Source organism: Pseudomonas sp. F-14 TE3623 (assembly GCF_053629015.1).
Window position 1 is genome coordinate 17277 of record NZ_JBRJHM010000001.1, and the last position, 23424, is coordinate 40700.

Here is a 23424-nt window from a genome sequence, read left to right on the forward strand (position 1 = left end):
GCACCGCTTTTATGATAGTTGAATGTCGATTCAACCGAGTTCGATGATTTCGTAGTCGTGGGTAATCGCCACGCCAGCCGCGCCGAGCATGATCGAGGCCGAACAATACTTCTCTGCAGACAGCTCAATGGCGCGCTTGACCTGGGCTTCTTTCAGCCCGCGGCCCTTGACCACGAAGTGCATGTGGATCTTGGTGAAAACCTTCGGATCTTCGGTCGCACGCTCGGCTTCGAGGAAGGCTTCGCAGCTTTCGACGGCCTGACGGGACTTCTTGAGGATGCTGACCACATCAAAATTGCTGCAACCGCCAACACCCAGCAGAAGCATTTCCATCGGCCGGACACCCAGGTTACGACCGCCGGCATCGGGCGGACCGTCCATGACCACGACATGACCGCTGCCGGATTCGCCGAGGAACATGGCTTCGCCAGCCCATTGGATGCGTGCCTTCATCGCCAAGACTCCACTGTATAAAAAAGGGTCGCCAGCTTAGCACAGGGCCCTTGATTGGCAGCGCTTCGCCTTCCTAGGACATAACCATCTGCGTCGTAGGTAAATTCTCGAATCTTGAAGGAATGCGTCTGTTAAGCTGACGCCAATTCAATGGCGAATAGCCAGCTTTGTAGCAAATAAAAAGGATCGCAGGCTTCGCCAGCTCCTATAAAAAACAAACACCGTGCAGTCTTTTCGGGATACAACCATGGTTGCCATTACTCCCACACCCAAAATCAAGAACCTCGACAAACTGCTGATGCACTGCCAGCGCCGTCGCTATGCCGCCAAGAGCAACATCATTTGTGCAGGTGACCGCTCGGACACGCTGTTTTTCATCATCAAAGGTTCGGTAACCATCCTGATTGAGGATGACGACGGCCGTGAAATGATCATTGCCTACCTCAATTCCGGCGACTTTTTCGGCGAGCTGGGTCTGTTTGAGCAAGCCGGCCTGGAACAGGAACGCAGCGCTTGGGTGCGCGCCAAGGTCGAATGTGACGTCGCGGAAATCAGCTACGCAAAATTCCGCGAGTTGTCCCAACAAGATCCAGACATTCTTTACGTGCTCAGCGGACAAATCGCACAGCGCCTGCGCAATACCACGCGTAAGGTCGGCGACCTGGCGTTCTTCGACGTGACCGGTCGCGTTGCGCGCTGCCTGCTGGAACTGTGCAAGCAGCCTGACGCCATGACCCACCCGGACGGCATGCAAATCAAGGTGACCCGTCAGGAAATCGGCCGGATTGTCGGTTGTTCCCGTGAGATGGTCGGCCGTGTGCTCAAGGATCTGGAAGAGCGCAACCTGGTCAACGTCAAAGGCAAGACCATGGTGGTCTTCGGTACGCGCTAAGCTCGAAAACTTAAGCTCGAAAACTTAAGTTCCTAAACTTAAGCCCCGAGCATTTCAACCAGCAACTGTCGGTACAGCGCATCGAGCCGTTCCAGCGCCTCAGGAGCGGCAAACTTTTCATGCAGGGCAATGTGGCTTTCAGCGCGAACCCGCTGTTCCAGGCCACAGGCTTCATTGAAGCGATTGACCGCCGCGACCATCGACTCTCGTTCGTCATCGATCAACATCGCCCCATGCACCAGACCGACCGGACGCTGACCGCCCTTGCTCTGGCGCCAACGCTGGGCGGTGCCGACCATCTTTCGACCATCGAGGTTAACGTTGAAACGGCCGTCGCAGAACGCGCCCTCGATTTCGCCCAACGACGAAGTGCCGCCCAGCTCATCCAGTAACTGACAGATCGGATCGCACAGACGCCGGTAGCCGGTTTCGATGCGGTTCAGATCGCCTTCGCTGCGCGGTGGGGCATAAACCAGTGCGATGTTGATGGTCGATGCCGATTGCGGCACCGGCTCACCGCCGGTTTCACGCAGCAGTACCGGCCAGCCGGCGGCAGCAGATATTTCGCACGCGGCGTCGAACAGTGGCAAACGATTCAAGCGACGGGGCATGACCAACGCGCGGTCAGTGGGTTGCCAGAACAGCAGACCGAACTCCGACTCACCGGTGCACACATGGGCCAGCAGATCCTGTTCGGCGAGCAGGCCGGCTTCGATGGTCAGAGGGGTTGGTGAGGTCATAAGGTATTCCATAGGACGGTCAGTCTGTGGTGCATCTTATGCCGCCTTCGCGAGCAAGCCCGCTCCCACATTTGAACCGCGTTGTCTGGCTGAACGCGGGCTAATGTGGGAGCGGGCTTGCTCGCGAAGGGAGCGCCCCGATTTTCAATCAGTCGAGCGTAGAACCGCTCACTGGAATGCCACGCTCGGGAAAGAACAGGCGCTGCAATTCCGTACCCGGGCTTTCAGCACGCATAAACGCTTCGCCGACCAGGAACGCATACACATCGCTGATTTCCATCAGCTCGACATCGGCCCGATTGAGAATGCCACTCTCGGTGATCACCAGACGATCACGCGGGATGCGCGGCAACAGGTCGAGGGTGGTTTCCAGATTGACGTCGAAGGTGTGCAGGTTGCGGTTATTCACACCCACCAGCGGCGTGTCGAGGGTTTTCAAGGCCCGCTCCAGCTCGTCGCCATCGTGGACTTCCACCAGCACATCAAGACCGACGCTTTTGGCCACGGCAGCCAACTCGGCCATCTTCACGTCGTCCAGTGCGGAGACGATCAACAGCACGCAGTCAGCGCCCAGAGCCCGGGATTCGACGATCTGGTAAGGATCGATCATGAAGTCCTTGCGGATCACCGGCAACTTGCACGCCGCCCGAGCCTGCTGCAGATACGCATCGGCGCCCTGGAAGTAATCGATGTCGGTGAGCACCGACAGGCAAGTGGCCCCGCCCTTTTCGTAACTTCTGGCAATGTCCGCAGGCACGAAGTTCTCGCGAATCACGCCTTTACTTGGCGAAGCCTTCTTGATTTCAGCAATGACCGCTGGCTGTTTCGTCTTGGCCTGATCGATCAATGCCTTGGCGAAACCACGGGGTGCATCGGCCGCCTTGGTCAGATTTTCCAGCTCCGCGAGACTCACACGAGCGCGACGCTCGGCGACTTCCTGAACTTTGCGGGCCAGAATATTTTCCAGAACCGTCGGTAAACTCATCCCTCATTCTCCACTTTGAATACCGCGGTAAATGCACCCAATTCCTCAAGTTTTTCCCGAGCGAGGCCTGTGTGCAGCGCATCGTGCGCCAGGGCAACGCCTTCTTTCAAACTGCTGGCATGGTCGGCGGCGTACAACGCGGCGCCGGCATTAAGCACAATCATCTCTGCGGCTTTCTGACCGTTCTCGGTCTTGCGCTTGCCCAGAGCATCGCGAATCAGCTCAAGGGAGGCCGCCGGGCTTTCCACCGCCAGACCGTGCAGACTCTGGCTCTTCATCCCCAAGTCTTCGGGTTCGACCCAATACTCGGTGATCTGGTCGTTCTTCAATTCCGCCACAAAGGTCGGTGCCGCCAGACTGAACTCGTCCAGGCCATCCTTCGAGTGCACCACCAGTACGTGCTTGCTGCCCAGACGTTGCAAGACTTCGGCCAATGGCCGGCACAACGCCTGACTGAACACACCCACCACCTGATGTTTCACACCGGCCGGATTCGTAAGCGGGCCGAGCATGTTGAACAGCGTGCGCAAGCCCAGCTCGCGGCGGGGGCCGGCGGCGTGCTTCATGGCGCTGTGGTGGGTCTGGGCAAACATGAAACCGATGCCGACGTGGTCGATGCAACGCGCCACCTGAACCGGCGTCAGGTTCAGGTAGATACCCGCGGCTTCCAGCAAGTCGGCACTGCCGCTTTTGCCCGACACCGCACGGTTACCGTGCTTGGCTACGGTGCAACCGGCTGCGGCGACCACGAACGAGGAAGCCGTGGAGACGTTGAAAATGTTCGCACCGTCGCCGCCGGTGCCGACCACATCGACCACGCCGTCGAGGGTATTGAGTTCAACCTTGTCCGCCAACTCGCGCATCGCCGTCACGGCGCCGACGATCTCATCGATGCTTTCGCTCTTCATGCGCATGGCCATCATGAACGCGCCGATCTGCGCATCCGTGCATTGCCCGGTCATGATTTCGCGCATGACATCGCGCATCTCATCGGTACTGAGGTCGAGGTGGCCGACGATACGGCTCAGGGCTGTCTTGATATCCATGGAAAGTCCTTAGCGCGTGCCGCCGGTTTGTTTGAGGAAGTTGGCGAACAGCTCGTGCCCCTGTTCGGTGAGGATAGACTCAGGGTGGAATTGCACACCTTCGATGTTCAGCGTCTTGTGGCGCAGCCCCATGATCTCGTCGACCGAGCCGTCTTCAAGCTGGGTCCAGGCGGTCAGTTCCAGGCAATCGGGCAGGGTTTCGCGCTTGACGATCAGCGAGTGATAGCGGGTGACCGTCAGCGGGCGATTCAGGCCTTCGAATACGCCCTTATCCTCGTGGAATACCGGGCTAGTCTTACCGTGCATGACTTGACGGGCACGGACCACATCGCCACCAAAGGCTTGGCCGATGGACTGGTGACCCAGGCAAACGCCGAGAATCGGCAGCTTGCCGGCGAAGTGCTTGATCGCTTCGATGGAAATACCGGCTTCGGTCGGGGTGCAAGGACCGGGCGACACGACAATGCGCTCAGGCTTGAGGGCTTCGATTTCGGCAATGGTGAGTTCATCGTTGCGCACGACTTTGACCTCGGAGCCCAGCTCGCCAAGGTATTGCACAACGTTGTAAGTAAAAGAGTCGTAGTTATCGATCATCAGCAACATGGCGTTAAGAACCTCTTGAATTTACTGACTTTGAATACAGCCTTCGAATGATTTACCCGCAGCGTCCTGCACTTTGTCAGTCGCTGGAGTCGCGCTGCAAAGCGGTTTGTCTTGCGGGTAAAGAAGGCAAAGCGGTAAAGATCCGGCCGGGCCGGCAGAAGGATTCAGGCGCGCCAACGCCAACGGGCGTGTGCCTTGATGACTTGATCCAGAAGTTTGCTGACGATCAACACGGGGAAGGTCTCATTTATACGTCTTGGCACAGTAACTTAGCTGGGCAGAGCGTGCAATATGGGGCGATCGAAGCGCGTGAAACAATCGACGGGTTCGCGCCGAACGGCAACAGGCTCTATAGTTTTTGGCACTATCGTTTTGCTCACTACAACAATAACAAACGGACTTGCTCATGATCAGACAGACGTTGGCTGTACCGCTTGCCGGCTGCTTGCTCGCTATGGCCTGCACCCAGGCGATCGCGGCGCCCAACCCTTATTCGAATTTCATCGTCTTCGGCGATAGCCTCAACGATGCCGGGCAGTTTACCGACACGGGCGGCCCTCCCGGTTCGACCCTGCGCTTCACCAACCGGACCGGACCGGTTTACCAGAACGGCAGCGGCGAAATCTATTCCGCCAACTCGACCCAACTGCTGGGTGAAAGGCTCGGGTTTTCACCGGACCAGACGGCCGCTTCAACTTCGGCGGCGCGTGCGGCCCAGGGCCTGCCGGATGGCAATAACTGGGCCGTTGGAGGTTACCGCACCGACCAGATCCTCACCTCGATCACCAGCGTATCCGCTACGGGTGAACGCACGCGTTCGGGCTATCTGCCGACAAACAACTTCAGCGCCGATCCGAATGCGCTGTATTACATTTCCGGGGGTGGTAACGATTTTCTTCAGGGACGTGTACAAAGTGGTGCTCAGGCGAATGCCGCTGCGGATCGACTGGCAAACAGCGTCCAGGTTTTGCAGGCCGCCGGCGCCCGGTACATCGTGGTATGGCTGCTGCCCGACCTGGGTTTGACGCCCGCCATCAATGGCACGCCCCAGCAGACACCCACCTCACTACTGAGCTCTGCCTTCAACCGGCAACTGGTCACCCGTCTCGCGGGGATCGAAGCCGAAATCATCCCGCTGAACATTCCGTTGCTGCTGCAGGAAACCTTCGCCGACCCGGCGCGATTCGGTTTTGCTACAGGCCAGAACCTGACGGCGACCTGTTTCAGCGGCAACAGCTGCACCGAAAACCCTACGTATGGGATCAACAGTGCCACGCCGGATCCCAGCAAGCTGATTTACAACGATGGGGTCCATCCGACTGAAGCCGGGCAAAAACTGATTTCCGACTACGCCTACTCCCTACTGGCTGCGCCGTGGGAGCTGACATTACTGCCGGAAATGGCCCACGCCACCTTGCGCGCGCACCAGGACGAACTGCGTAGTCAGTGGCAATCCGACTGGGAAAACTGGCAAGCCGTCGGCCAATGGCGCGCGATTGTTGCCGGCGGTGGTCAGCATCTGGATGTCGATAGCCAAAGCAGCGGAGCCAGCGCCGACGGCAGCGGCTACAACCTGAATATCGGCGGCAGCTATCGCCTTAATGAAGCTTGGCGCGTCGGTGTGGCAGCAGGCTTCTATCGCCAGAACCTGGAAGCAGGCAGCAACGATTCGGACTACAAACTCAATAGCTATCTGGCGACCGCCTTCGCCCAGTTCCAGCAGAATCGCTGGTGGGCCGATGCCGCATTGACCGGTGGCAAGCTGGATTACGACAATCTCGAACGCAAATTCGACCTGGGTGTCAGCGAAGGCGCGGAAAAGGGTGATACCGATGGCTATCTCTGGGCGTTCAGCACTCGCCTTGGCTACGACATTGCCCAAGCGGGCAGCGAATGGCACCTGTCACCGTTCATCAGCGCCGATTACGCCAAAGTGGAAGTCGACGGCTACTCGGAAAACAGCAACCGCTCCACGGCACTGACTTTTGATGATCAGACCCGAGACTCAAAACGCCTGGGTGTCGGCTTGCAGGGCAAATACAACTTCACCCGTCAGACCCAAGTATTTGGCGAATATGCCCACGAGCGCGAGTACGAAGATGACGTTCAGAAGGTAAACATCGCCCTCAACAGCCTGCCGGTAAATGACTTCACGCTCGAAGGTTATACGCCGCAGAGCCACTTGAACCGTGTGAGCCTGGGGGTCAGCCACAAGTTGACCGCCGACCTGGCATTGCGTGGTGGTTACTCTTTCCGCAAGGATGATGACTTTACCCAGCAGGGCATCAACGTTGGGGTGACGTTGGATTTCTAAACCGCAGGCAATAAAAAAACGCGGCGCCCTCATAGGCGCCGCGTTTTTTCAGGTGGTGAGATCCATGTGGGAGCGAGCCTGCTCGCGATAGCGATGAGTCAGGCAACATCAATGTCAGCTGTGCTGGCCCCATCGCGAGCAGGCTCGCTCCCACAGGTATTGCATGAACTCAGGTGTCTGGCGTCTGCTCGGCCAGGGCCACGGCGCGGAACATGGCGCGGCGCTTGTTCAGGGTTTCTTCCCATTCCAGCGCCGGCACCGAGTCAGCAACGATGCCGCCACCCGCCTGTACGTGCAGTTCGCCGTTCTTGATCACCGCGGTGCGGATCGCAATCGCGGTGTCCATGTTGCCGTTCCAGGCGAAGTAACCGACCGCGCCGCCGTAGACGCCACGCTTGACCGGTTCCAGCTCGTCGATGATTTCCATCGCGCGAATCTTCGGCGCACCAGACAAGGTGCCCGCCGGCAGGATCGCCCGCAGTGCGTCCATCGCCGTCAGCCCGGCCTTCAATTGGCCGGTAACGTTGGACACGATGTGCATCACGTTGGAATAACGCTCGATCACCATCTTCTCGGTGAGTTTCACCGAACCGATCTCCGAAACGCGACCGGTGTCGTTGCGGCCCAGATCGATCAGCATCAAGTGCTCGGCGATTTCCTTGTCGTCCGACAGCAGGTCTTTTTCCAGCGCCAGATCAGCCTCTTCGTTGGCGCCTCGCGGACGGGTGCCGGCAATCGGGCGCACGGTGATCAGGTTGTCTTCGACCCGCACCAGTACTTCCGGCGAACTGCCAACGACGTGGAAGTCGCCGAAGTTGAAGAAGTACATGTAAGGCGTCGGGTTGAAGCAGCGCAACGCCCGGTACAGGTCGATAGGCGCAGCCTTGAAGTCGATCGACATACGCTGGGACGGCACAACCTGCATGCAGTCACCGGCCAGGATGTATTCCTTGATGGTGTCGACGGCTTTTTCGTAATCGTCCTGGGTGAAGCTCGAGCGGAACACCGGATCAGCCGATTGTTGTTTGCTGAAGTCCAGGCCACGGCGCGGAGTGATTGGCTGACGGAGTTGTTCCAGCAGCGTTTGCAGACGCGCCTGACCTTGCTCGAAGGCATCTTCCTGCGACGGGTCGGCCAGGACGATCGCGTGCATTTTGCCCGCGAGGTTGTCGAACACCACCACTGCATCGGAGACCATCAGCAGAATGTCCGGTACACCCAGTGGATCCGGGTTCGGGCATTTGCCCAGACGCTTCTCCACGTAGCGCACGCAGTCATAACCGAAGTAGCCCACCAGACCGCCATTGAAGCGCGGCAGACCGGCGATGGTCGGCACGTTGTAGCGCGCCTTGAAAGCTTCGACGAAGGCCAAGGGGTCTTCAACGTCGTGGCTTTCGATCTCGACGCCGTCGTGGGTCACGCTGACGTGGTGATCGTGAACCCGCAGCACGGTGCGGCACGGCAGGCCAATGATCGAATAACGGCCCCATTTTTCGCCGCCCTGCACCGACTCCAGCAGGTAGGAGTTCGGCTCGTCGGCCAGTTTCAGGTAGATCGACAATGGCGTGTCGAAGTCGGCCAGGGTTTCGCAGGCAAGCGGGATGCGGTTGTAGCCGGCAGCGGCCAAACGCAGGAATTCTTCGCGGATCATGAGGTGCCTCGTGGCTTGAGGGTCTAACGGTCAGGTGTGCAAACGCGCCGGTATGCCGGCCAGGAACAAGTCAGGCGCGCCAACGCCAGCGGGCCAGGGCCTTGATGACTTTCATCCAGAGTTTGCGAGTGACCACCACGATGGCGTTTCCAGGAGGGGATTGAACAGCGTCGGGCAACGTTATCTCAGCGGCCGGATCCAGGCAACCGGGAATTAGTTTGCGCAGATCATCGATCACCAGCGCCGGCAATTCTTCGGCAATCGGTCGACCATGGTTATAGCCGTAACTGAGGGCCACGCACTTGACCCCCGCCGCTTTCGCCGCCAGCACATCGCTGCGCGAGTCGCCGACGAACAACGATTGCGACGCCGGAATGTTGGCCATTTTCATCACGAAAAACAGCGCGGCCGGGTCAGGTTTCTTATTCGGCAGGGTGTCGCCACCGATGATCCATTTGAAGTAACGGCCGATCTTCATCTGATCCAGCAGCGGCGCGACAAAGCGCTCCGGCTTGTTGGTGATCAGCGCCATTTCGATGCCTTGTTTATTCAGCCACTTGAGGGTGTCACGCACGCCGGGGTAAACCACCGTCAAATCGTGACCGTCCTCATAAAAGCCGTTGAACAATTCCAGGGCATGCTCGGCCTCGACCTCATCGACGCCCTCGGCGTCGATGTGATTAGCCAAGGCCCGGCGCACCAGCATGTGCACCCCGTTGCCAACCCACTCCCGCACCGGTTCGATACCGGCAGGTTGACGCCCGAGTTTGAGCAGCATGTTATCCACGGCCGCCGCGAGATCAGGGACCGAATCGACCAGCGTGCCATCCAGATCGAACATCACCAGCCGCGGCAGACGCCCGGGGAACAGCTGCTCAAAACCACTCATGGGCGAGCCAGCGCCAGTTCGGAGCGCATTTTCTCAATCACTTCCTGGTAGTTCGGCGCATTGAAGATCGCCGAACCGGCGACGAAGGTGTCGGCGCCAGCCGCAGCGATTTCGCGAATGTTGTTCACGTTGACCCCTCCGTCGATCTCCAGGCGGATATCACGACCGGAGGCATCAATCAGCGCCCGCGCTTCACGCAACTTGTCGAGAGTGCCGGGAATGAACTTCTGCCCGCCGAAACCCGGGTTGACGCTCATCAGGAGGACCATGTCGACCTTGTCCATCACGTACTTGAGCACATCCAGCGGGGTCGCCGGGTTGAACACCAGGCCCGCCTTGCAGCCGCCTTCGCGGATCAATTGCAGGGAACGGTCGACGTGCTGCGTGGCTTCCGGGTGGAAGGTAATGTAGGTCGCACCGGCTTCGATGAAGTCACCGACGATGCGGTCCACCGGGCTGACCATCAGGTGCGCGTCGATCGGCGCGGTCACGCCGTACTTGCGCAGCGCGGCGCAGACCATCGGGCCGATGGTCAGGTTTGGCACGTAGTGATTGTCCATGACATCGAAGTGCACGAAGTCGGCGCCGGCGGCCAGGACGTTGTCCACTTCCTCGCCCAGGCGGGCGAAGTCGGCGGAGAGAATCGACGGAGCAATGACGAAGGGCTGCATGACGCACCTTTTTTGAGCAGAATCACGATGGCGCGCATTGTATACCTCATGCTTTGACGCGCGCACCGTGCTGCGATGATTGGGTACTAATAGGCCGCTCGGTAGATCTTCTCGATATCGACAGCACTCAGCTTGCGCGGATTGTTGCGCATCAGGCGCTCGATGCCGGCGGCTTCCGCGGCCATGGCCGGGATCGCGTCCTCGGGCACCCCGAAACTGCGCAGGCCCAACGGGATTTCCACCGCGGCACACAGCTCGGTCATCGCCTCCACGGCTTTGTCCGCCGCTTCGTTCGCGCTCAGATGAGCAGTCTTCACCCCCATGGCCTCGGCAATATCCTGCATACGCTCCACGCAAGCCATCTTGTTCCAGGTCATGACATACGGCAGCAGCAAGGCATTGCTGACGCCATGGGCGATGTTGAAACGCCCACCCAACGGATACGCCAACGCATGCACCGCGCCGACCCCGGCATTGCCGAACGCCATGCCGGCCATCAGGCTGGCGGTGGCCATGTCTTCGCGGGCCTGCAGATGAGATGGATTGGCGTAGGCCTTGGGCAGCGCCTTGGTAATCAGCTTGATCGCGCCAATGGCCAGGGCATCGGTGATTGGCGAGGCATTAAGCGACAGGTAGGACTCGATGGCATGCACCAGCGCATCGACGCCACTGGCAGCGGTGACACTGCGCGGGCAGGTCAGGGTCATTTGCGGGCTGACCAGCGCCACATCCGGCAACAGGTAATCGCTGACTATGCCCTTCTTCAGCTGCGCGACCTTGTCGGAGAGGATGGCCACGTTGGTCACTTCCGAACCGGTGCCGGCAGTGGTCGGGATGGCAATCAGCGGCGGGCCTTTGCGCGGCACCTGATCGACGCCGAACAAATCCTCCAGGGCGCCGTGGTAACCGGCATAGGCTGCAACACTCTTGGCGATGTCGATGGCACTGCCGCCACCGAGGCCGATCAGTCCGTCATGCCCGCCTTCACGGTAAACCCGCATGCAATCTTCGACGATGGCGATTTCCGGGTCCGGCAACACCCGGTCGAAAATCTCGTAACTGCGCTCGCCCAGCTGCGCCAGCGCCAGCTCTACCGTGCCGGACTTGACCAGAGCGGCGTCGGTAACGATCAGCGGGTTGTCGACATCCAGGCGTGTGAGCTCAGCCGCCAGTTGCTCGATGGCACCTGCGCCGGTGATCAGTTTGTGAGCGATTTTGAAAGAGGAAAGACTCATGTGCGCAGCCTCTTATAGATAGGGGAGCTGGGCACAATAGTAGCTGGGGATTGGGGTTTGTCTGCTATTCAGATCATAAATGACCGAACATGCATGGCGGGATCGATACAAATCAAATGTGGGAGCGGGCTTGCTCGCGAAAGCGGAGTGTCAGCCGACGTGTATGTCGAATGTTCCGCCGCCTTCGCGAGCAAGCCCGCTCCCACATTTTGAGCTGTGTGTAATTTCAGACCTGCGCGGTGCGCAGTTTTTCGCTGCGCCCGCGCAGCCACTCCAGCGTCAGCAACAGGATCACCGAGAACGCAATCAGCAGCGTCGCGGCAGCGGCGATCGTCGGGCTGAGGTTTTCACGGATGCCGCTGAACATCTGCCGAGGCAAGGTCGCTTGTTCCGGACCGGCAAGGAACAGCGTCACCACCACTTCGTCGAACGAGGTGGCGAAGGCAAACAGCGCACCGGAAATCACGCCCGGCGCAATCAACGGCAATGTCACTCGACGAAACGCGGTCAACGGCGAAGCCCCCAGACTTGCAGCGGCCCGTACCAGGTTCTGGTTAAACCCCTGCAAGGTCGCCGACACCGTGATGATCACAAACGGCACACCCAATACGGCGTGCACGACGATCAGCGAGATGTAGCTATTGCCAAACCCCAGCGGGGCAAAAGTCAGGTAACTGGCCACACCAATGATCACTACCGGCACCACCATCGGCGAAATCACCAGCGCCATCACCAGCGGTTTGCCCGGGAAATCACCCCGGGTCAGGCCGATTGCCGCCAGCGTGCCGAAGATCATCGCCAGCACCGTCGCGGCCGGGGCCACGATCATGCTGTTCTTCAACGAACGCATCCATTCCGCCGAGGCAAAGAAGTCCTGGTACCAGTGCAGCGAGAAGCCTTGCAGCGGATAGACCAGAAAACTCCCCGAGTTGAACGACAGCGGAATGATCACCAGCACCGGCAGGATCAGGAACAACAGGATCAGCCCGCAGAGAATGCGCAAGCTGTAGAACCACACCCGTTCGATGGGCGACATATAAGGACTCAGCATTTCATTCTCCCCTTAGCTCAGGCGCAGGCGACTGGCGCCCACCAGCCAGCTGTAAATCAGATAAAGCACCACAGTCGCCAGCAGCAATAGCCCACCGAGAGCGGTCGCCATGCCCCAGTTGATGCTGGTGTTGGTGTAGAAGGCGACGAAATAACTGACCATCTGATCGTTCGGGCTGCCCAGCAACGCCGGGGTGATGTAGTAGCCGATGGCGAGGATAAACACCAACAGGCAACCGGCGCCGACACCGGCATAGGTCTGCGGGAAATACACCCGCCAGAAACTGGCGAACGGATGGCAGCCGAGGGAAATCGCTGCGCGCATGTAAGTCGGCGAGATGCCTTTCATCACGCTGTAGATCGGCAGAATCATGAACGGCAGCAGGATGTGCACCATCGAGATGTAAACCCCGGTGCGGTTGAATACCAGCTCCAGCGGTTTATCGATGATGCCCATGGCCATCAGACCGCTGTTGATCAAGCCGCCCGATTGCAGCAACACGATCCACGCGGCGACTCTCACCAGAATCGAGGTCCAGAACGGCAACAGCACCAGAATCATCAACAGGTTGCTTTGCCGCGATGGCAGGTTCGCCAGCAAGTAGGCCAGCGGATAGGCCAGCACCAGGCAAATCACGGTGATGATCAGGCCCATCCAGAAGGTCCGGGCAAAGATATCGAGGTAGATCGCCTGATCGGGGGTGGCCGGGGCCACTTCGCCGAGGTCGTCGATACGGTGGTCGACGGCGGCCAGCAGGTAATAAGGCGTGATGTTACTGGTGTTGCGACGCACGACCTGCCAATAGGCCGGGTCGCCCCAACGCTCGTCCAGCGCTTCCAGCGCTTCTTTATAAGAAGCCGGCTCCGTGGCGAACGGCAAGGCGCGTGCGGTTTTGGTCAGCAGGCTGCGGTAGCCGGCCAACTCCATGTTCAAGCGCTTGGACAAGTCACCCAAGGTCTGATTCTTGCGGGCTTCGGCGAGGTCTTCGCTGGCGGCCTTGTACACAGGCTCTGCCGGCAGGCCTCGGCCATCCCAACTGGCGATGGCAGCCACGGTGCGCGGCATGGCGCCGACCACTTCCGGGTTACCGACGCTTTTGTAGAGCAGCGCCACGATCGGCACCAAAAACACCAACAACAGAAACAGCACCAACGGCGCGATCAAGGCTTGTGCTTTCCAGCGGTTGATCCGCTCGGCGTGCTTGAGCCGCTGCTTCAAGGTGGGGTCAGTGCCCGCGTTCACGGGAACGGCGATAGCCATGGCGTACTCCGGAAATCTTTGATCATTGCAAAGGTGGCAAACGCCGCCTCGAACTTTTGGTGCTGATCGTTCCCACACTCTGCGTGGGAACGCATCCAGTGACGCTCTGCGTCACAGGGACGCGGAGCGTCCCGGGCGGCATTCCCACGCAGAGCGTGGGAACGATCATCCGGTCAACCGTCGTCCCGTGTAGCGTGGTTACTTGGCAGCCCAGGAATTGAAGCGCTGCTCCAGTTGCTCGCCGTTGTCAGCCCAGAAGCTGACGTCGATCTGCACCTGGTTGGCGATGTTTTCCGGGGTGGTCGGCATATCCTTCAGAACATCCTTGGACAGCAATGGCACGGCTTGGGTGTTGGCCGGGCCGTAAGCGATGTTTTCCGAATAGGTCTTCTGTTGCTGCGGTTGCACCGAGAACGCGATGAATTTCTTCGCCGCTTCGGCACGGGTTTTATCCAGGCCTTTTGGAATCGCCCATGCGTCGAAGTCGTAGATACCGCCGTTCCACACCACTTTCAGGTTGCTTTCTTTCTGTACCGCCGCGATCCGGCCGTTGTAGGCCGAGCTCATGACCACGTCACCGGAGGCGAGGTATTGCGGCGGTTGCGCGCCGGCTTCCCACCACTGAATGCTTGGCTTGAGCTCATCAAGTTTCTTGAACGCACGGTCCTGACCATCTTTGCCGGCCAACACTTTGTAGACGTCTTTCGGTGCAACACCATCGGCCATCAAGGCGAATTCCAGGGTGTACTTGGCGCCTTTACGCAGGCCGCGTTTGCCCGGGAATTTCTTGGTGTCCCAGAAATCCACCCAGCTGGTCGGAGCGGTTTTCAGTTTGTCGGCGTTGTAGGCCAGCACGGTCGACCACACGAAGAAGCCCACGCCGCACGGCTGGATAGCGCCTTTGACGTAGTCTTCGGTCTTGCCGAACAGCGCAGGATCGAGTTGCTCGAACATGTCTTCGTCGCAACCACGGGACAGTTCTGGCGATTCAACTTCCACCAGGTCCCAGGACACGCTCTTGGTGTCGACCATGGCTTTGACCTTGGCCATCTCACCGTTGTATTCGCCAGCAACGATCTTGCCGTTGCCCGCCGCTTCCCACGGTGCGTAAAAGGCTTTGGCCTGCGCCGCCTTGTTCGCCCCGCCAAAGGACACCACAGTCAGGTCCGGGCCCGCCGCCATCGCGTGTGCCGCACCCATCATGCCTACGACCAGGGCGGTGAATTTCAGGGATCTCAACATTTATTGTTCTCTCCACGTGCAGGGTTGGTGTTGGTGAAGCAGGGGGCGATCAATGCGCCTCTAAAAGTGGGTCGAGCGCGCGAACGTGTTCGACCTGCCAGCCAAGCGGTACCACATCGCCGACGGCGAGCGCGGGATCGAGCTCGGCAATCGGTTGTTTCACAAAAAAGTCGGTCTTGCCGCAGACTTCCAGGCGAACCCGGACGTGGTCGCCCAGATAGATGAATTCCGCCACCCTCCCTGAGAAGCGGTTGACGCAGGACTCGCTCGAACCATTGAGGCTCACGCGCTCCGGGCGAATCGACAGCGTGACGGGTTCGCCGGTCTTGCCGACATTGACTGCGAGCGCTTCGACTTTTTCGCCGCGACCGAGCTCGACCACACAACGATCGCCGGTATGGCTGTGCAAGCGGCCGTTGAGGCGGTTGTTCTCGCCGATGAAGTTGGCGACGAAGGTGTTTTTCGGCTCTTCATAGAGGGAGCGCGGTGGCGCGATCTGCTGGATTTCACCTTGATGGAAAACCGCCACCCGGTCGGACATGGTCAGGGCTTCGCCCTGGTCGTGGGTCACGTAGACCACGGTCACACCGAGGCGCTGGTGCAGGTGTTTGATTTCCATCTGCATGTGTTCACGCAGTTGTTTGTCCAGCGCGCCGAGAGGTTCGTCCATCAGCACCAGTTGCGGTTCGAACACCAACGCACGGGCCAAGGCCACACGCTGCTGCTGGCCACCGGACAGTTGCGCCGGATACCGCTGGGCGAAGGTGTCGAGCTGAACCATGCTCAACACACGCTTGACCCGGTCACTGACATCGCTCTTGTTCAAGCCGCGCACGGTCAGCGGGAACGCCAGATTCTCGGCAACCGTCATGTGCGGGAACAACGCGTAGTTCTGGAACACCATGCCAATGTCGCGTTTATGCGGCGGCACGTTGTTGATGGAACGCCCGGCCAGTTGGATTTCGCCGGCGGTCGGCGTTTCGAAACCGGCGAGCATCATCAGACTGGTGGTCTTGCCGGAGCCGGACGGCCCGAGCAAGGTGAGGAATTCGCCTTTGCGAATATCCAGGTTGAGGTCTTTGACGATCAGGTTCTCGCCGTCGTAGCTCTTTTGCACTCCACGAAAGCTGACCAGAATATCGCTGGCCCCTGCGCTTGAATCAACCTGGCTCATACCCACACCTTTGTTATTGATGACTGCTGTGGACTAAGCCTAGTGGACGCTGGGAGCGGCGCAAATCGGGGCGCAGGAGAGAATCGCCTCAGCCGGTTGGAAGATTGGGGGTAGGGATTGCCCTACAAGGATGGCGGGGATGGATATGTCGATTCGGGATCGCGACAGGCGGTGAGCTGTAAGCCACAAAAACAGGCAAAAAGCTATGCGTAAAGGGTGTCGTTATTGGATATGCCCACGATTGGATGTTCAAAGGAGATTCCCTGTGGGAGCGGGCTTGCTCGCGAAGGCGGTGTGTCATTCAACGCATGTATCGACAGGTAGCCCGCCTTCGCGAGCAAGCCCGCTCCCACATTGGATTGCAGTGAATCAGTGGGATTGGGTGTGTCAGAGGAGTTTGTGTTCCATCGCGTACTTCACCAGTTCGGCCAGGGAGGTGATGTTGAGTTTCTGCATCAGCCGCGCCTTGTGGGTGCTGATGGTTTTGCTGCTCAGGGCCAGTTGTTGGGCGATGTCGTTGACGTTGGCGCCTTGGGCCAGGCGTTCGAATACCGAGAACTCACGCTCCGACAGCAACGAGTGCAACGGGCGCGAATCCGTCAGGCCGACTTCGAAGACCATCCGGTCGGCCAGGTCCGGGTCGATGTATCGCCCGCCCGCCGCGACTTTGCGGATTGCCGTCAGCAGCAATGCCGGATCGCTGTCCTTGGTCGCATAGCCTGCGGCGCCAACCTTTAACGCTCGTGCGGCCATTTGCGCTTCGTCGTGCATCGACAACACCAGAATCGCCGGGGGATTGTTCAGCGCGCGAATCCGCGGGATCGCTTCCAGGCCGTTGACGCCTGGCATGGAGATATCCAGCAACACCACTTCGCAGGGAACATGGCGCAAGGTCTCGAGCAACTGCTCGCCATTGCTCGCCTCCCCTACCACCAGCAAGTCCTTGGCCAGGCCGATCAATTGCTTGATGCCTTCGCGAACGATGGTGTGGTCTTCGGCTACCAGTACACGGATCACGTTCTTCTCCATTCTTCTTATGTCAGAGCCAAGATCATTCGCGAGCAAGCCCGCTCCCACATTTGGAATGCGTTCTCCCCTGTGGGAGCGGGCTTGCTCGCGAAGGCGCCAGTCCAAACAACTTAAAACCATCAGGCTTCATCCAGCGGCACTCGCACACTCAGGGTCGTGCCCTCCCCCGGCTCACTCTCAAGCGATAACTGCCCGCCCATGATCAACACCCGCTCACGCATGCCGACCACACCGAAGGATGTCGGCCTGCCAGTGACGGCGACAAATCCTACGCCATCATCGCTGACAGTCAGACAGAGTTCATTGCCCTCAAGGGTCAGCGTCAGTTCAACAGTATGCGCCTGGGCGTGGCGCATGACATTGGTCAACGCTTCCTGAAGGATCCGGAACAGCCCGATGGCCTTGGCATCGCTGAGCATCGGCAAGTTATCCGGCACCTGCACCAGGCACGGAATCTGCGTGCGCGCTTCGAACCGCCGCGCCTGCCATTCGATAGCCGAGGCAATCCCGGCATCCAGAATCGGCGGCCGTAGCGCCGTGGCCACATCGCGCACCAGTTGAAACAGCTGAGCGATCAAACGCTTCATGCTGTTCAAGCGCTCGTGCAGGCCCGGATCAAGCTGGGCGTAGGCCAATTCGCACATGGACGTTTCCAGCTTCAGCACGGTCAACATCTGACCCAGCTCGTCGTGAACTTCCCGGGCGATGCGGGCCTTTTCCTCTTCCCGCACGCTCTCCAGGTGGGCGGACAACTCACGCAATTGCTCGCGAGAGCTGGCCAGTTCCAGTTCGATGCGCTTGCTCTCGGTGATGTCCCAGACGATCCCGTCCCAGACATAGGCGCCGTCTTCGAGGCGGCGAGTGATGGCTTTGATCTCGGCCCAGCGCTGCTCGCCCTGACGGGTCAGAATCCGTCCCTGCCACGACCAGTCGCTGTCGGTGTCCAGTGCATGGTCCTGAGTCTGGTGATAACTGGCCTTGTCATCCGGATGCACCAGGCTGCGCAGGCCTTTGTCCCGATGGGCCAACGTGGCCGGCGAATACCCCACCAGGCTCTCGCTGCCTTCGCTGATGTAGGCAAAGTCGATCTGCCCTGTCACCGGCGCGCGCTCCAGACGAAAGACCAGGCCGGGGACGTTGGCGGCGATCCCTTGCAGCCGCGCCTCGCTTTCCTGCAATGCAGCCAGGGCGCGACGACGCTCGGTGACATCATTGAGGTAAACCACCAGGTATTCGCCTTCGCGAAAACGCAAGAAGCTCAACGAAACATCCGCCGGCAAAATACTGCCATCCGCTCGCACGCAATTAGTTTCGAAACTTTGCGGCCCTTCTTCACTGGCCCGAGCGCGTTTCCACAGGTTCAGCCAGCGGTCCATGTGCAAACCGGGTTCGAAGTCGATCAAGGGCCGATCAATGATCCCGCCCGCCGGATAGCCGAGCATGGTTTCGGCCGCCCGGTTGGCGTAACGCACATGGCTGTCCCAGTTGACCCAGAGGATGCCGACAGTGCTCTGATCGATGGAAAACTGCGTGAGGCGCAAGGCCTCTTCGCTGGCCTCGCGCAGGGCAATGTCTTCGCGCGCCGCCAGCAAGCGTTGCTCCAGACTGTGTTGCTGACGACGTTGCCAAAACACAATGGCCATGCTGCTCAGCAACAACATCACCAAGAGCAGGCTGAGGTTTTGCCAGAAACCCGGCGACTCGGACAGCCGCGGATACTTGGGTTGCAGCCATTGATTGTGCAGTTGCTCCAGGTCCTTGGCCGGAATCGCCCGCAGCGCGTTTTCGACGATACCGGCCAACTCCGGCCAGTCCCGACGCGTGGCCACTCGCAGCAGTTGCGGGAAGCCTATATCGCCCACCACGACCAGCCCGGAGAACTCAGGCTCGACAGACAGACGTCCGAACTGCGCTTCATCGACCACCGCGTAACCGGCCTGCTGACTCAACAACAATTGCAGCGCCTGGCGCTCCAGGGGCACGCCTTGCAGGTTCAGATGGGGATAGTTACTGCGCAAATAATCGGCGGTGGCGCTGGGCATGCGCACGGCGACGCGGGTCTGACTGTCGAGCTTTTCCAGCTCTACTGCACCGGTGCTCTTCTGGTCGCTGACCACCAGTTGCGGCACCCGCATGTAAGGGTCGGAAAATTGCCAGAACCGCAAACCTGCGGGGGTTTGCGTCAGCCCCGGTGCGATATCGATGTCGCCTTCACGCGCCGCGGCTTCCAGTTGTGCAAGATCAGGATAATTGCGCCAGCTCAACTCGATCTTGAGCGCTTTGGCCAGCCACTTCATCAGCTCGACATTAACCCCGGACAGGCGCTGCAAGCGGCGATCGTATTGGGCATAAGGTGTTTGCAACACCACCCCGACCCGCAACTCGCCATGCTGCGCCAGCCATTGCTGTTGCGCTGGCGACAGGTGCACGACGTGCGCTGGTGGCGCGGGCGCCGCCCAGCCCATCAAGGGAAGCCACAAACAGCCGATAACCCACAGGCAGCGAAAATGCATCATCGAAGTCTCACACACTGACAAATACTGACCAACCCATTAGGCTGCCGGATTAACTTCTGGCCTGGAATATCCGATGCCCCCTGTCTACCGCCTGGCACTGCCAGCATTGTGCCTGTCGTTGATCCTGCCTTGCGCGTTTTCCGTCGAGGCGGCCGACCCGGCACCTGCCGCTGCGGAAAAACCCGCAGAAGAAAAACCGGTCGAACGTCAGCCTCTGCTTGAGCGTAGTCAGGAAGAAGCGGCAGCACTTGAGCGAAAAATCCCTGCGCAGGAACAGCAACAACTGCAAGCCGGCACCGACAACTTTCTCGCCTTGTGGAAACCGGCCAATACCACCGAACCCAAAGGCGCGGTGATTATCATCCCGGGCGCCGGCGAAACCGTTGACTGGCCGCAAGCGATCAGCCCATTGCGGCGCAAGTTGCCGGACGTCGAGTGGAGCAGCCTGAGTATCACCTTGCCGGACCTGCAAAGCGATGCCATTGCGCCACGTATCGTCGAAGTGGCGCCAACACCCAAAGCGCCTGATGCCGGCAGCAAAGAAGCCACGACCCCGGCGCCCATCGAACAGGCGGCCGGCGGCGAAGCGGATGTGGCCGACAAGGCTATCGTCGAAACCACCGAAGAACAGGCCAAAGCAGACGCGGAGCGAATCTTCGCCCGTATCGATGCAGCCATCGCCTACGCCGAACAGCAAAGCGCTCGCAGCATCGTCGTGTTGGGCCATGGTACCGGCGCTTACTGGGCCGCGCGTTATCTGAGCGAGAAGCAGCCATCGCAAGTCGAGAAGTTGGTGATGGTCGCCGCTCAGACGCCTGTTACAGCGATGCCGGGGCTGGCTGAGCTCACACCTACCTTGAAGCTGCCTACCGCAGATATCTTCTATATGGATAAGCCGGGGGATCGTAACGCGGCGCTGGAACGTTTGCAGGCCAGCAAGCGCTTGAAAACGTCGGGGTTCAGTCAGGTTTCGCTCAAGGCGCTGCCGGGGAATGCCAAGGCCGAGCAAGAGCAGTTGGTTCGGCGGGTGCGGGGTTGGTTGAATCCGCAGAACGCGGCAGACTGATAGATCGGCGGCGCGCCCTTCGCGAGCAAGCCCGCTCCCACATTAGATCGCGTTCAGGCAGGCAACGCCGATCAAATGTGGGAGCGGGCTTGCTCGCGAAGGCGATAGCACTGTCAACACAACTCTGCCCTGCTAACGAAAATCCCGCCGCTCACGAATCAACGTGTAGGCAGTATGCAATTCACGAGTCTTGTCCGTAGCCTCGCGAACCTGCAAAGCCGTTGCACCGCTGCCAGCAATCTTGTCGGGGTGATGACGACTGAGCAGGCGTCGATAGGCGCGCTTGATTTGCGCCGGCTCACTGGTCGCCGACACGCCCAATAGCCGCAAGGCATCTTGGTAAGTTACAGCGCTGCTGACCGATGGGCGTTTCTGCGGCTCATAGTCAGTCGCCAAGGCCTGCACCTGTTGCCGCGTCCAGCCCAGCCATTTGCCCCACTGGGCAATCAGCTCGCGCTCACTGCTACCGGCGCGGCCATCGGCCCAGACCATCCGCCAACAGGCACGTAACACACCTTCCGCCGCATGGGGTTGAGCACTCAGGCGTCGCAGATAACCGCGCAACCGGTCATGTCCCGACTTACCACGATTGAACGCCGCAATCGCGCGACGTTGCGCCGATTCGGTCATCTCCAGAGCACGCATTTCCTGCCGCGCCTGCTGAATGTGCCCATCCACTACCCGCCCATCGCTCTTGGCCAATCGGCCCAGCAACACGAACAGCAGCTCATCGTTGCGCAGCACCGAGCGACCACCAAATTTTTCCCATAAATGCGCCCAGCTCTGCAGGTGCAAGCGCCGGTCCAGCGCCTGTCCCAACAAAGCACCGAGCATGGCCCCCGGAATGCTGGCTATGGCAAAGCCCGCTCCGGCTCCAATCAGAGTCCCTGGCCACAACATGTCAGCGTCTCGCTTCTATCAGGGTTTCTACTTCAGCCAGGCGCTCGTGGGTGCCGACATCCACCCAATGCCCGTTCAGGTGTTCGCCGGTCACTTGCCCGTCAGCCATCGCTTTGCGCAGCAGCGGCGCAAGCTTGAAGGCACCGGCCGAGCAACCGTCAAACAGCTGCGGGTGCAGCACAGCGATGCCGCTGTAGGTCAGGGTTGAAGTATCCGGCCGACCGTCCTGTACATGGCCATCGACCAGGGTGAAATCTCCACTCGGGTGATGCACCGGATTGTCCGCCAACACCAAATGAGCAAGCCCGGCGATGGGCTGGTGCAACACACTGAAGTCGTAATCGGTCCAGATGTCACCGTTGACCACCACAAAGGCCTCGTCACCCAACAACGGCAACGCACGGAAAATACCGCCACCGGTCTCCAGCGGCTCACCTTCCGCCGAATACTGAATGCTCACGCCATACCGCGAGCCATCGCCCAGGTAATCCTCGATCTGCTGACCGAGCCAGGCATGGTTGATCACGATCTCGGTAAACCCTGCAGCCGCCAACGCTCGCAGGTGATATTCGATCAGGGGCACTCCGCCGGCGCGAACCAGCGGTTTTGGCGTGGTCAGGGTCAGCGGACGCATGCGCTCGCCTTTACCCGCCGCCAGAATCATTGCCTTCATGCCGTCGCTCCAGCACGCAGACTGGCCAGCAATTCACCCAGCTCCGCCAGTTCAGGGCGACGGGCGATGACCGCATCTATATAAGCAAAGAAGCGCGGCACATCGCCGAGGTAGCGCGGCTTGCCATCGCGATGGCAGATGCGGGCGAAAATGCCGATGACTTTCAGGTGCCGTTGCACGCCCATCAGGTCGCTGGCGCGCAGGAAATCTTCGAAGTCAGGCTGCACCGGGATGTCGAGCGCACCGGCTTGCTGCCAGTAATCTTCCAGCCAGCCACGCACACGCTCTTCAGGCCAGCTGAGGAACGCATCCTTGAACAGGCAGGTCACGTCATAAGTCACCGGGCCGTATACCGCGTCCTGGAAATCCAGCACGCCGGGATTCGGCTCGCTGAGCATCAGGTTGCGAGGCATGTAGTCGCGATGCACCAGGACTTTGGGCTGAGCCAGAGCGCTGTCGATCAGCAAGTCACTGGCCTGCTGCCAAAGCGTTTGCTGCGTCGAGTCGAATTCGATACCCAGTTCGCGTTTCACGTACCACTCGGGGAACAGTTCCAGCTCACGACGCAGCAGTGCCACGTCATAACTTGGCAGCGGCGCCACCATCGGCAACTGCTGGAAAGCCAGCAGCGCTTGCAGGGCATCCTTGAACAAATCGTCGGCGTTTTCGCTGTCGATCACGTCCAGGTAAGTCTTGTTGCCCAGGTCATTGAGCAAAAGAAAACCACGTTCAAGGTCTTCGGCATAAATTTTCGGCACGTTTATTCCGGATTTCGCCAGCAGAAAAGCGATATCCACGAAAGGTTTGCAGTTTTCCTGGGGCGGCGGCGCGTCCATTACGACGAAACTTCTGCCTGCGCCTTCCCAGCGGAAATAGCGCCGAAAACTCGCGTCGCTACTGGCCGCAGTCAACGTGGCCGGGGGCACCGCGCCCCAACCTTGTTCTGCAAAGAGGATAGCCAACTGTTCATCGAGCCAAACTTTCAGGTGTTGCAAGCGTACATCTTGGTCAGGCATTGCAAGGGTCTCCGACGG

22 protein-coding genes are annotated in these 23424 nt (G+C 59.6%); 4 read left to right on the top strand and 18 right to left on the bottom strand.

What is annotated here, in order from left to right; translation table 11 throughout:
• Positions 1-30: 30 nt before the first annotated feature.
• Entirely contained in the window at positions 31-453 is a 423-nt protein-coding gene (locus AB7M29_RS00090) for an OsmC family protein (protein WP_007941657.1), read from the bottom strand.
• 247 nt (positions 454-700) lie between these two features.
• Here AB7M29_RS00090 and crp point away from each other — a divergent pair, with 247 nt between their 5' ends.
• On the top strand, positions 701-1345 hold the full coding sequence (crp, locus tag AB7M29_RS00095; RefSeq protein ID WP_052967181.1) for a cAMP-activated global transcriptional regulator CRP: 645 nt from the start codon (positions 701-703) through the stop codon (positions 1343-1345).
• Between the two features lie 38 nt (positions 1346-1383).
• Here crp and AB7M29_RS00100 read toward each other — a convergent pair whose 3' ends face one another.
• From AB7M29_RS00100 to AB7M29_RS00115, 4 genes are all read right to left on the bottom strand, one after another.
• Positions 1384-2085 carry a lipoate--protein ligase family protein gene (locus AB7M29_RS00100; protein ID WP_454246108.1) on the bottom strand — a complete coding sequence of 234 codons (702 nt, stop codon included), beginning with the start codon at positions 2083-2085 and terminating at the stop codon, positions 1384-1386.
• Positions 2086-2233: 148 nt separating this feature from the next.
• Positions 2234-3070, bottom strand: a complete 837-nt coding sequence (gene trpC, locus AB7M29_RS00105; RefSeq protein WP_217857342.1) for an indole-3-glycerol phosphate synthase TrpC — start codon at positions 3068-3070, stop codon at positions 2234-2236.
• Positions 3067-4116, bottom strand: coding sequence for an anthranilate phosphoribosyltransferase (gene trpD / locus AB7M29_RS00110; RefSeq protein ID WP_052967178.1), 1050 nt, complete (start codon positions 4114-4116; stop codon positions 3067-3069). Before trpD ends, trpC begins: the two co-directional genes overlap by 4 nt.
• Before the next feature lie 9 nt (positions 4117-4125).
• Positions 4126-4719 carry an aminodeoxychorismate/anthranilate synthase component II gene (locus tag AB7M29_RS00115; RefSeq protein WP_019650349.1) on the bottom strand — a complete coding sequence of 198 codons (594 nt, stop codon included), beginning with the start codon at positions 4717-4719 and terminating at the stop codon, positions 4126-4128.
• 47 nt (positions 4720-4766) lie between these two features.
• Between AB7M29_RS00115 and AB7M29_RS00120 the strand changes: the two genes are divergently transcribed.
• Both AB7M29_RS00120 and estP read left to right on the top strand, forming a co-directional pair.
• Positions 4767-5129 carry a hypothetical protein gene (locus tag AB7M29_RS00120; RefSeq protein WP_052967177.1) on the top strand — a complete coding sequence of 121 codons (363 nt, stop codon included), beginning with the start codon at positions 4767-4769 and terminating at the stop codon, positions 5127-5129.
• Positions 5126-7033 (top strand): esterase EstP, encoded by a 1908-nt coding sequence (estP, locus tag AB7M29_RS00125; protein WP_454246109.1) that lies wholly within the window; start codon positions 5126-5128, stop codon positions 7031-7033. Before AB7M29_RS00120 ends, estP begins: the two co-directional genes overlap by 4 nt.
• A gap of 169 nt (positions 7034-7202) precedes the next feature.
• Here estP and trpE read toward each other — a convergent pair whose 3' ends face one another.
• The 10 genes from trpE to AB7M29_RS00175 all read right to left on the bottom strand — a co-directional run bounded on the left by trpE (position 7203) and on the right by AB7M29_RS00175 (position 19751).
• The gene (gene trpE, locus AB7M29_RS00130) at positions 7203-8684 is read right to left on the bottom strand and encodes an anthranilate synthase component I (protein WP_217857345.1); all 1482 of its coding nucleotides are present in this window, start codon (positions 8682-8684) and stop codon (positions 7203-7205) included.
• A 70-nt stretch (positions 8685-8754) separates the two neighbouring features.
• The gene (locus tag AB7M29_RS00135; protein WP_038981273.1) at positions 8755-9573 is read right to left on the bottom strand and encodes a phosphoglycolate phosphatase; all 819 of its coding nucleotides are present in this window, start codon (positions 9571-9573) and stop codon (positions 8755-8757) included.
• Positions 9570-10244 carry a ribulose-phosphate 3-epimerase gene (gene rpe / locus AB7M29_RS00140; protein ID WP_052967174.1) on the bottom strand — a complete coding sequence of 225 codons (675 nt, stop codon included), beginning with the start codon at positions 10242-10244 and terminating at the stop codon, positions 9570-9572. Before rpe ends, AB7M29_RS00135 begins: the two co-directional genes overlap by 4 nt.
• Positions 10245-10330: 86 nt before the next feature.
• Positions 10331-11479 carry an iron-containing alcohol dehydrogenase gene (locus AB7M29_RS00145; protein ID WP_217857346.1) on the bottom strand — a complete coding sequence of 383 codons (1149 nt, stop codon included), beginning with the start codon at positions 11477-11479 and terminating at the stop codon, positions 10331-10333.
• Positions 11480-11705: 226 nt separating this feature from the next.
• The gene (locus tag AB7M29_RS00150) at positions 11706-12530 is read right to left on the bottom strand and encodes an ABC transporter permease (RefSeq protein ID WP_095052684.1); all 825 of its coding nucleotides are present in this window, start codon (positions 12528-12530) and stop codon (positions 11706-11708) included.
• A 12-nt stretch (positions 12531-12542) separates the two neighbouring features.
• The gene (locus tag AB7M29_RS00155) at positions 12543-13790 is read right to left on the bottom strand and encodes an ABC transporter permease (RefSeq protein WP_052967171.1); all 1248 of its coding nucleotides are present in this window, start codon (positions 13788-13790) and stop codon (positions 12543-12545) included.
• A gap of 198 nt (positions 13791-13988) precedes the next feature.
• A complete protein-coding gene (locus AB7M29_RS00160) occupies positions 13989-15032 on the bottom strand; it encodes an ABC transporter substrate-binding protein (RefSeq protein WP_052967170.1) in 1044 nt (347 codons plus the stop codon).
• 49 nt (positions 15033-15081) lie between these two features.
• A complete protein-coding gene (locus AB7M29_RS00165; protein WP_030130015.1) occupies positions 15082-16206 on the bottom strand; it encodes an ABC transporter ATP-binding protein in 1125 nt (374 codons plus the stop codon).
• Between the two features lie 387 nt (positions 16207-16593).
• The gene (locus AB7M29_RS00170; protein ID WP_003210977.1) at positions 16594-17223 is read right to left on the bottom strand and encodes a response regulator; all 630 of its coding nucleotides are present in this window, start codon (positions 17221-17223) and stop codon (positions 16594-16596) included.
• Between the two features lie 131 nt (positions 17224-17354).
• On the bottom strand, positions 17355-19751 hold the full coding sequence (locus AB7M29_RS00175; protein WP_454246110.1) for a PAS domain-containing sensor histidine kinase: 2397 nt from the start codon (positions 19749-19751) through the stop codon (positions 17355-17357).
• Positions 19752-19824: 73 nt separating this feature from the next.
• On the opposite strand from AB7M29_RS00175, the gene AB7M29_RS00180 reads away from it, so the two are divergent.
• Entirely contained in the window at positions 19825-20817 is a 993-nt protein-coding gene (locus AB7M29_RS00180; RefSeq protein ID WP_454246111.1) for an alpha/beta hydrolase family protein, read from the top strand.
• Between the two features lie 132 nt (positions 20818-20949).
• Here AB7M29_RS00180 and AB7M29_RS00185 read toward each other — a convergent pair whose 3' ends face one another.
• Genes AB7M29_RS00185 through AB7M29_RS00195 form a run of 3 tightly spaced genes read right to left on the bottom strand, consistent with a single transcriptional unit; the run spans position 20950 to position 23406 of the window.
• Positions 20950-21717: a TerB family tellurite resistance protein gene (locus AB7M29_RS00185; RefSeq protein WP_217857350.1), complete on the bottom strand. Its 768-nt coding sequence runs from the start codon at positions 21715-21717 to the stop codon at positions 20950-20952.
• A gap of 1 nt (position 21718) precedes the next feature.
• Entirely contained in the window at positions 21719-22390 is a 672-nt protein-coding gene (gene murU, locus AB7M29_RS00190) for an N-acetylmuramate alpha-1-phosphate uridylyltransferase MurU (RefSeq protein WP_454246112.1), read from the bottom strand.
• Positions 22387-23406 carry an aminoglycoside phosphotransferase family protein gene (locus AB7M29_RS00195; protein WP_217857352.1) on the bottom strand — a complete coding sequence of 340 codons (1020 nt, stop codon included), beginning with the start codon at positions 23404-23406 and terminating at the stop codon, positions 22387-22389. The genes murU and AB7M29_RS00195 overlap by 4 nt, the downstream gene beginning before the upstream one ends.
• Positions 23407-23424: the final 18 nt, after the last annotated feature.

Excerpts from the sequence above, each read along its gene's own strand:
- trpE (WP_217857345.1), bottom strand. The coding sequence starts at position 8,684 with ATGATCCGCGAAGAATTCCTGCGTTTGGCCGCTGCCGGCTACAACCGC.
- rpe (WP_052967174.1), bottom strand. The coding sequence starts at position 10,244 with ATGCAGCCCTTCGTCATTGCTCCGTCGATTCTCTCCGCCGACTTCGCC.
- murU (WP_454246112.1), bottom strand. The coding sequence starts at position 22,390 with ATGAAGGCAATGATTCTGGCGGCGGGTAAAGGCGAGCGCATGCGTCCG.
- AB7M29_RS00155 (WP_052967171.1), bottom strand. The coding sequence starts at position 13,790 with ATGGCTATCGCCGTTCCCGTGAACGCGGGCACTGACCCCACCTTGAAG.
- AB7M29_RS00090 (WP_007941657.1), bottom strand. The coding sequence starts at position 453 with ATGAAGGCACGCATCCAATGGGCTGGCGAAGCCATGTTCCTCGGCGAA.
- AB7M29_RS00165 (WP_030130015.1), bottom strand. The coding sequence starts at position 16,206 with ATGAGCCAGGTTGATTCAAGCGCAGGGGCCAGCGATATTCTGGTCAGC.
- estP (WP_454246109.1), top strand. The coding sequence starts at position 5,126 with ATGATCAGACAGACGTTGGCTGTACCGCTTGCCGGCTGCTTGCTCGCT.
- AB7M29_RS00135 (WP_038981273.1), bottom strand. The coding sequence starts at position 9,573 with ATGAGTGGTTTTGAGCAGCTGTTCCCCGGGCGTCTGCCGCGGCTGGTG.
- AB7M29_RS00175 (WP_454246110.1), bottom strand. The coding sequence starts at position 19,751 with ATGATGCATTTTCGCTGCCTGTGGGTTATCGGCTGTTTGTGGCTTCCC.
- trpD (WP_052967178.1), bottom strand. The coding sequence starts at position 4,116 with ATGGATATCAAGACAGCCCTGAGCCGTATCGTCGGCCACCTCGACCTC.
- AB7M29_RS00145 (WP_217857346.1), bottom strand. The coding sequence starts at position 11,479 with ATGAGTCTTTCCTCTTTCAAAATCGCTCACAAACTGATCACCGGCGCA.
- AB7M29_RS00160 (WP_052967170.1), bottom strand. The coding sequence starts at position 15,032 with ATGTTGAGATCCCTGAAATTCACCGCCCTGGTCGTAGGCATGATGGGT.
- AB7M29_RS00195 (WP_217857352.1), bottom strand. The coding sequence starts at position 23,406 with ATGCCTGACCAAGATGTACGCTTGCAACACCTGAAAGTTTGGCTCGAT.
- AB7M29_RS00185 (WP_217857350.1), bottom strand. The coding sequence starts at position 21,717 with ATGTTGTGGCCAGGGACTCTGATTGGAGCCGGAGCGGGCTTTGCCATA.
- AB7M29_RS00115 (WP_019650349.1), bottom strand. The coding sequence starts at position 4,719 with ATGTTGCTGATGATCGATAACTACGACTCTTTTACTTACAACGTTGTG.
- crp (WP_052967181.1), top strand. The coding sequence starts at position 701 with ATGGTTGCCATTACTCCCACACCCAAAATCAAGAACCTCGACAAACTG.
- trpC (WP_217857342.1), bottom strand. The coding sequence starts at position 3,070 with ATGAGTTTACCGACGGTTCTGGAAAATATTCTGGCCCGCAAAGTTCAG.
- AB7M29_RS00180 (WP_454246111.1), top strand. The coding sequence starts at position 19,825 with ATGCCCCCTGTCTACCGCCTGGCACTGCCAGCATTGTGCCTGTCGTTG.
- AB7M29_RS00120 (WP_052967177.1), top strand. The coding sequence starts at position 4,767 with ATGATTTACCCGCAGCGTCCTGCACTTTGTCAGTCGCTGGAGTCGCGC.
- AB7M29_RS00150 (WP_095052684.1), bottom strand. The coding sequence starts at position 12,530 with ATGCTGAGTCCTTATATGTCGCCCATCGAACGGGTGTGGTTCTACAGC.
- AB7M29_RS00100 (WP_454246108.1), bottom strand. The coding sequence starts at position 2,085 with ATGACCTCACCAACCCCTCTGACCATCGAAGCCGGCCTGCTCGCCGAA.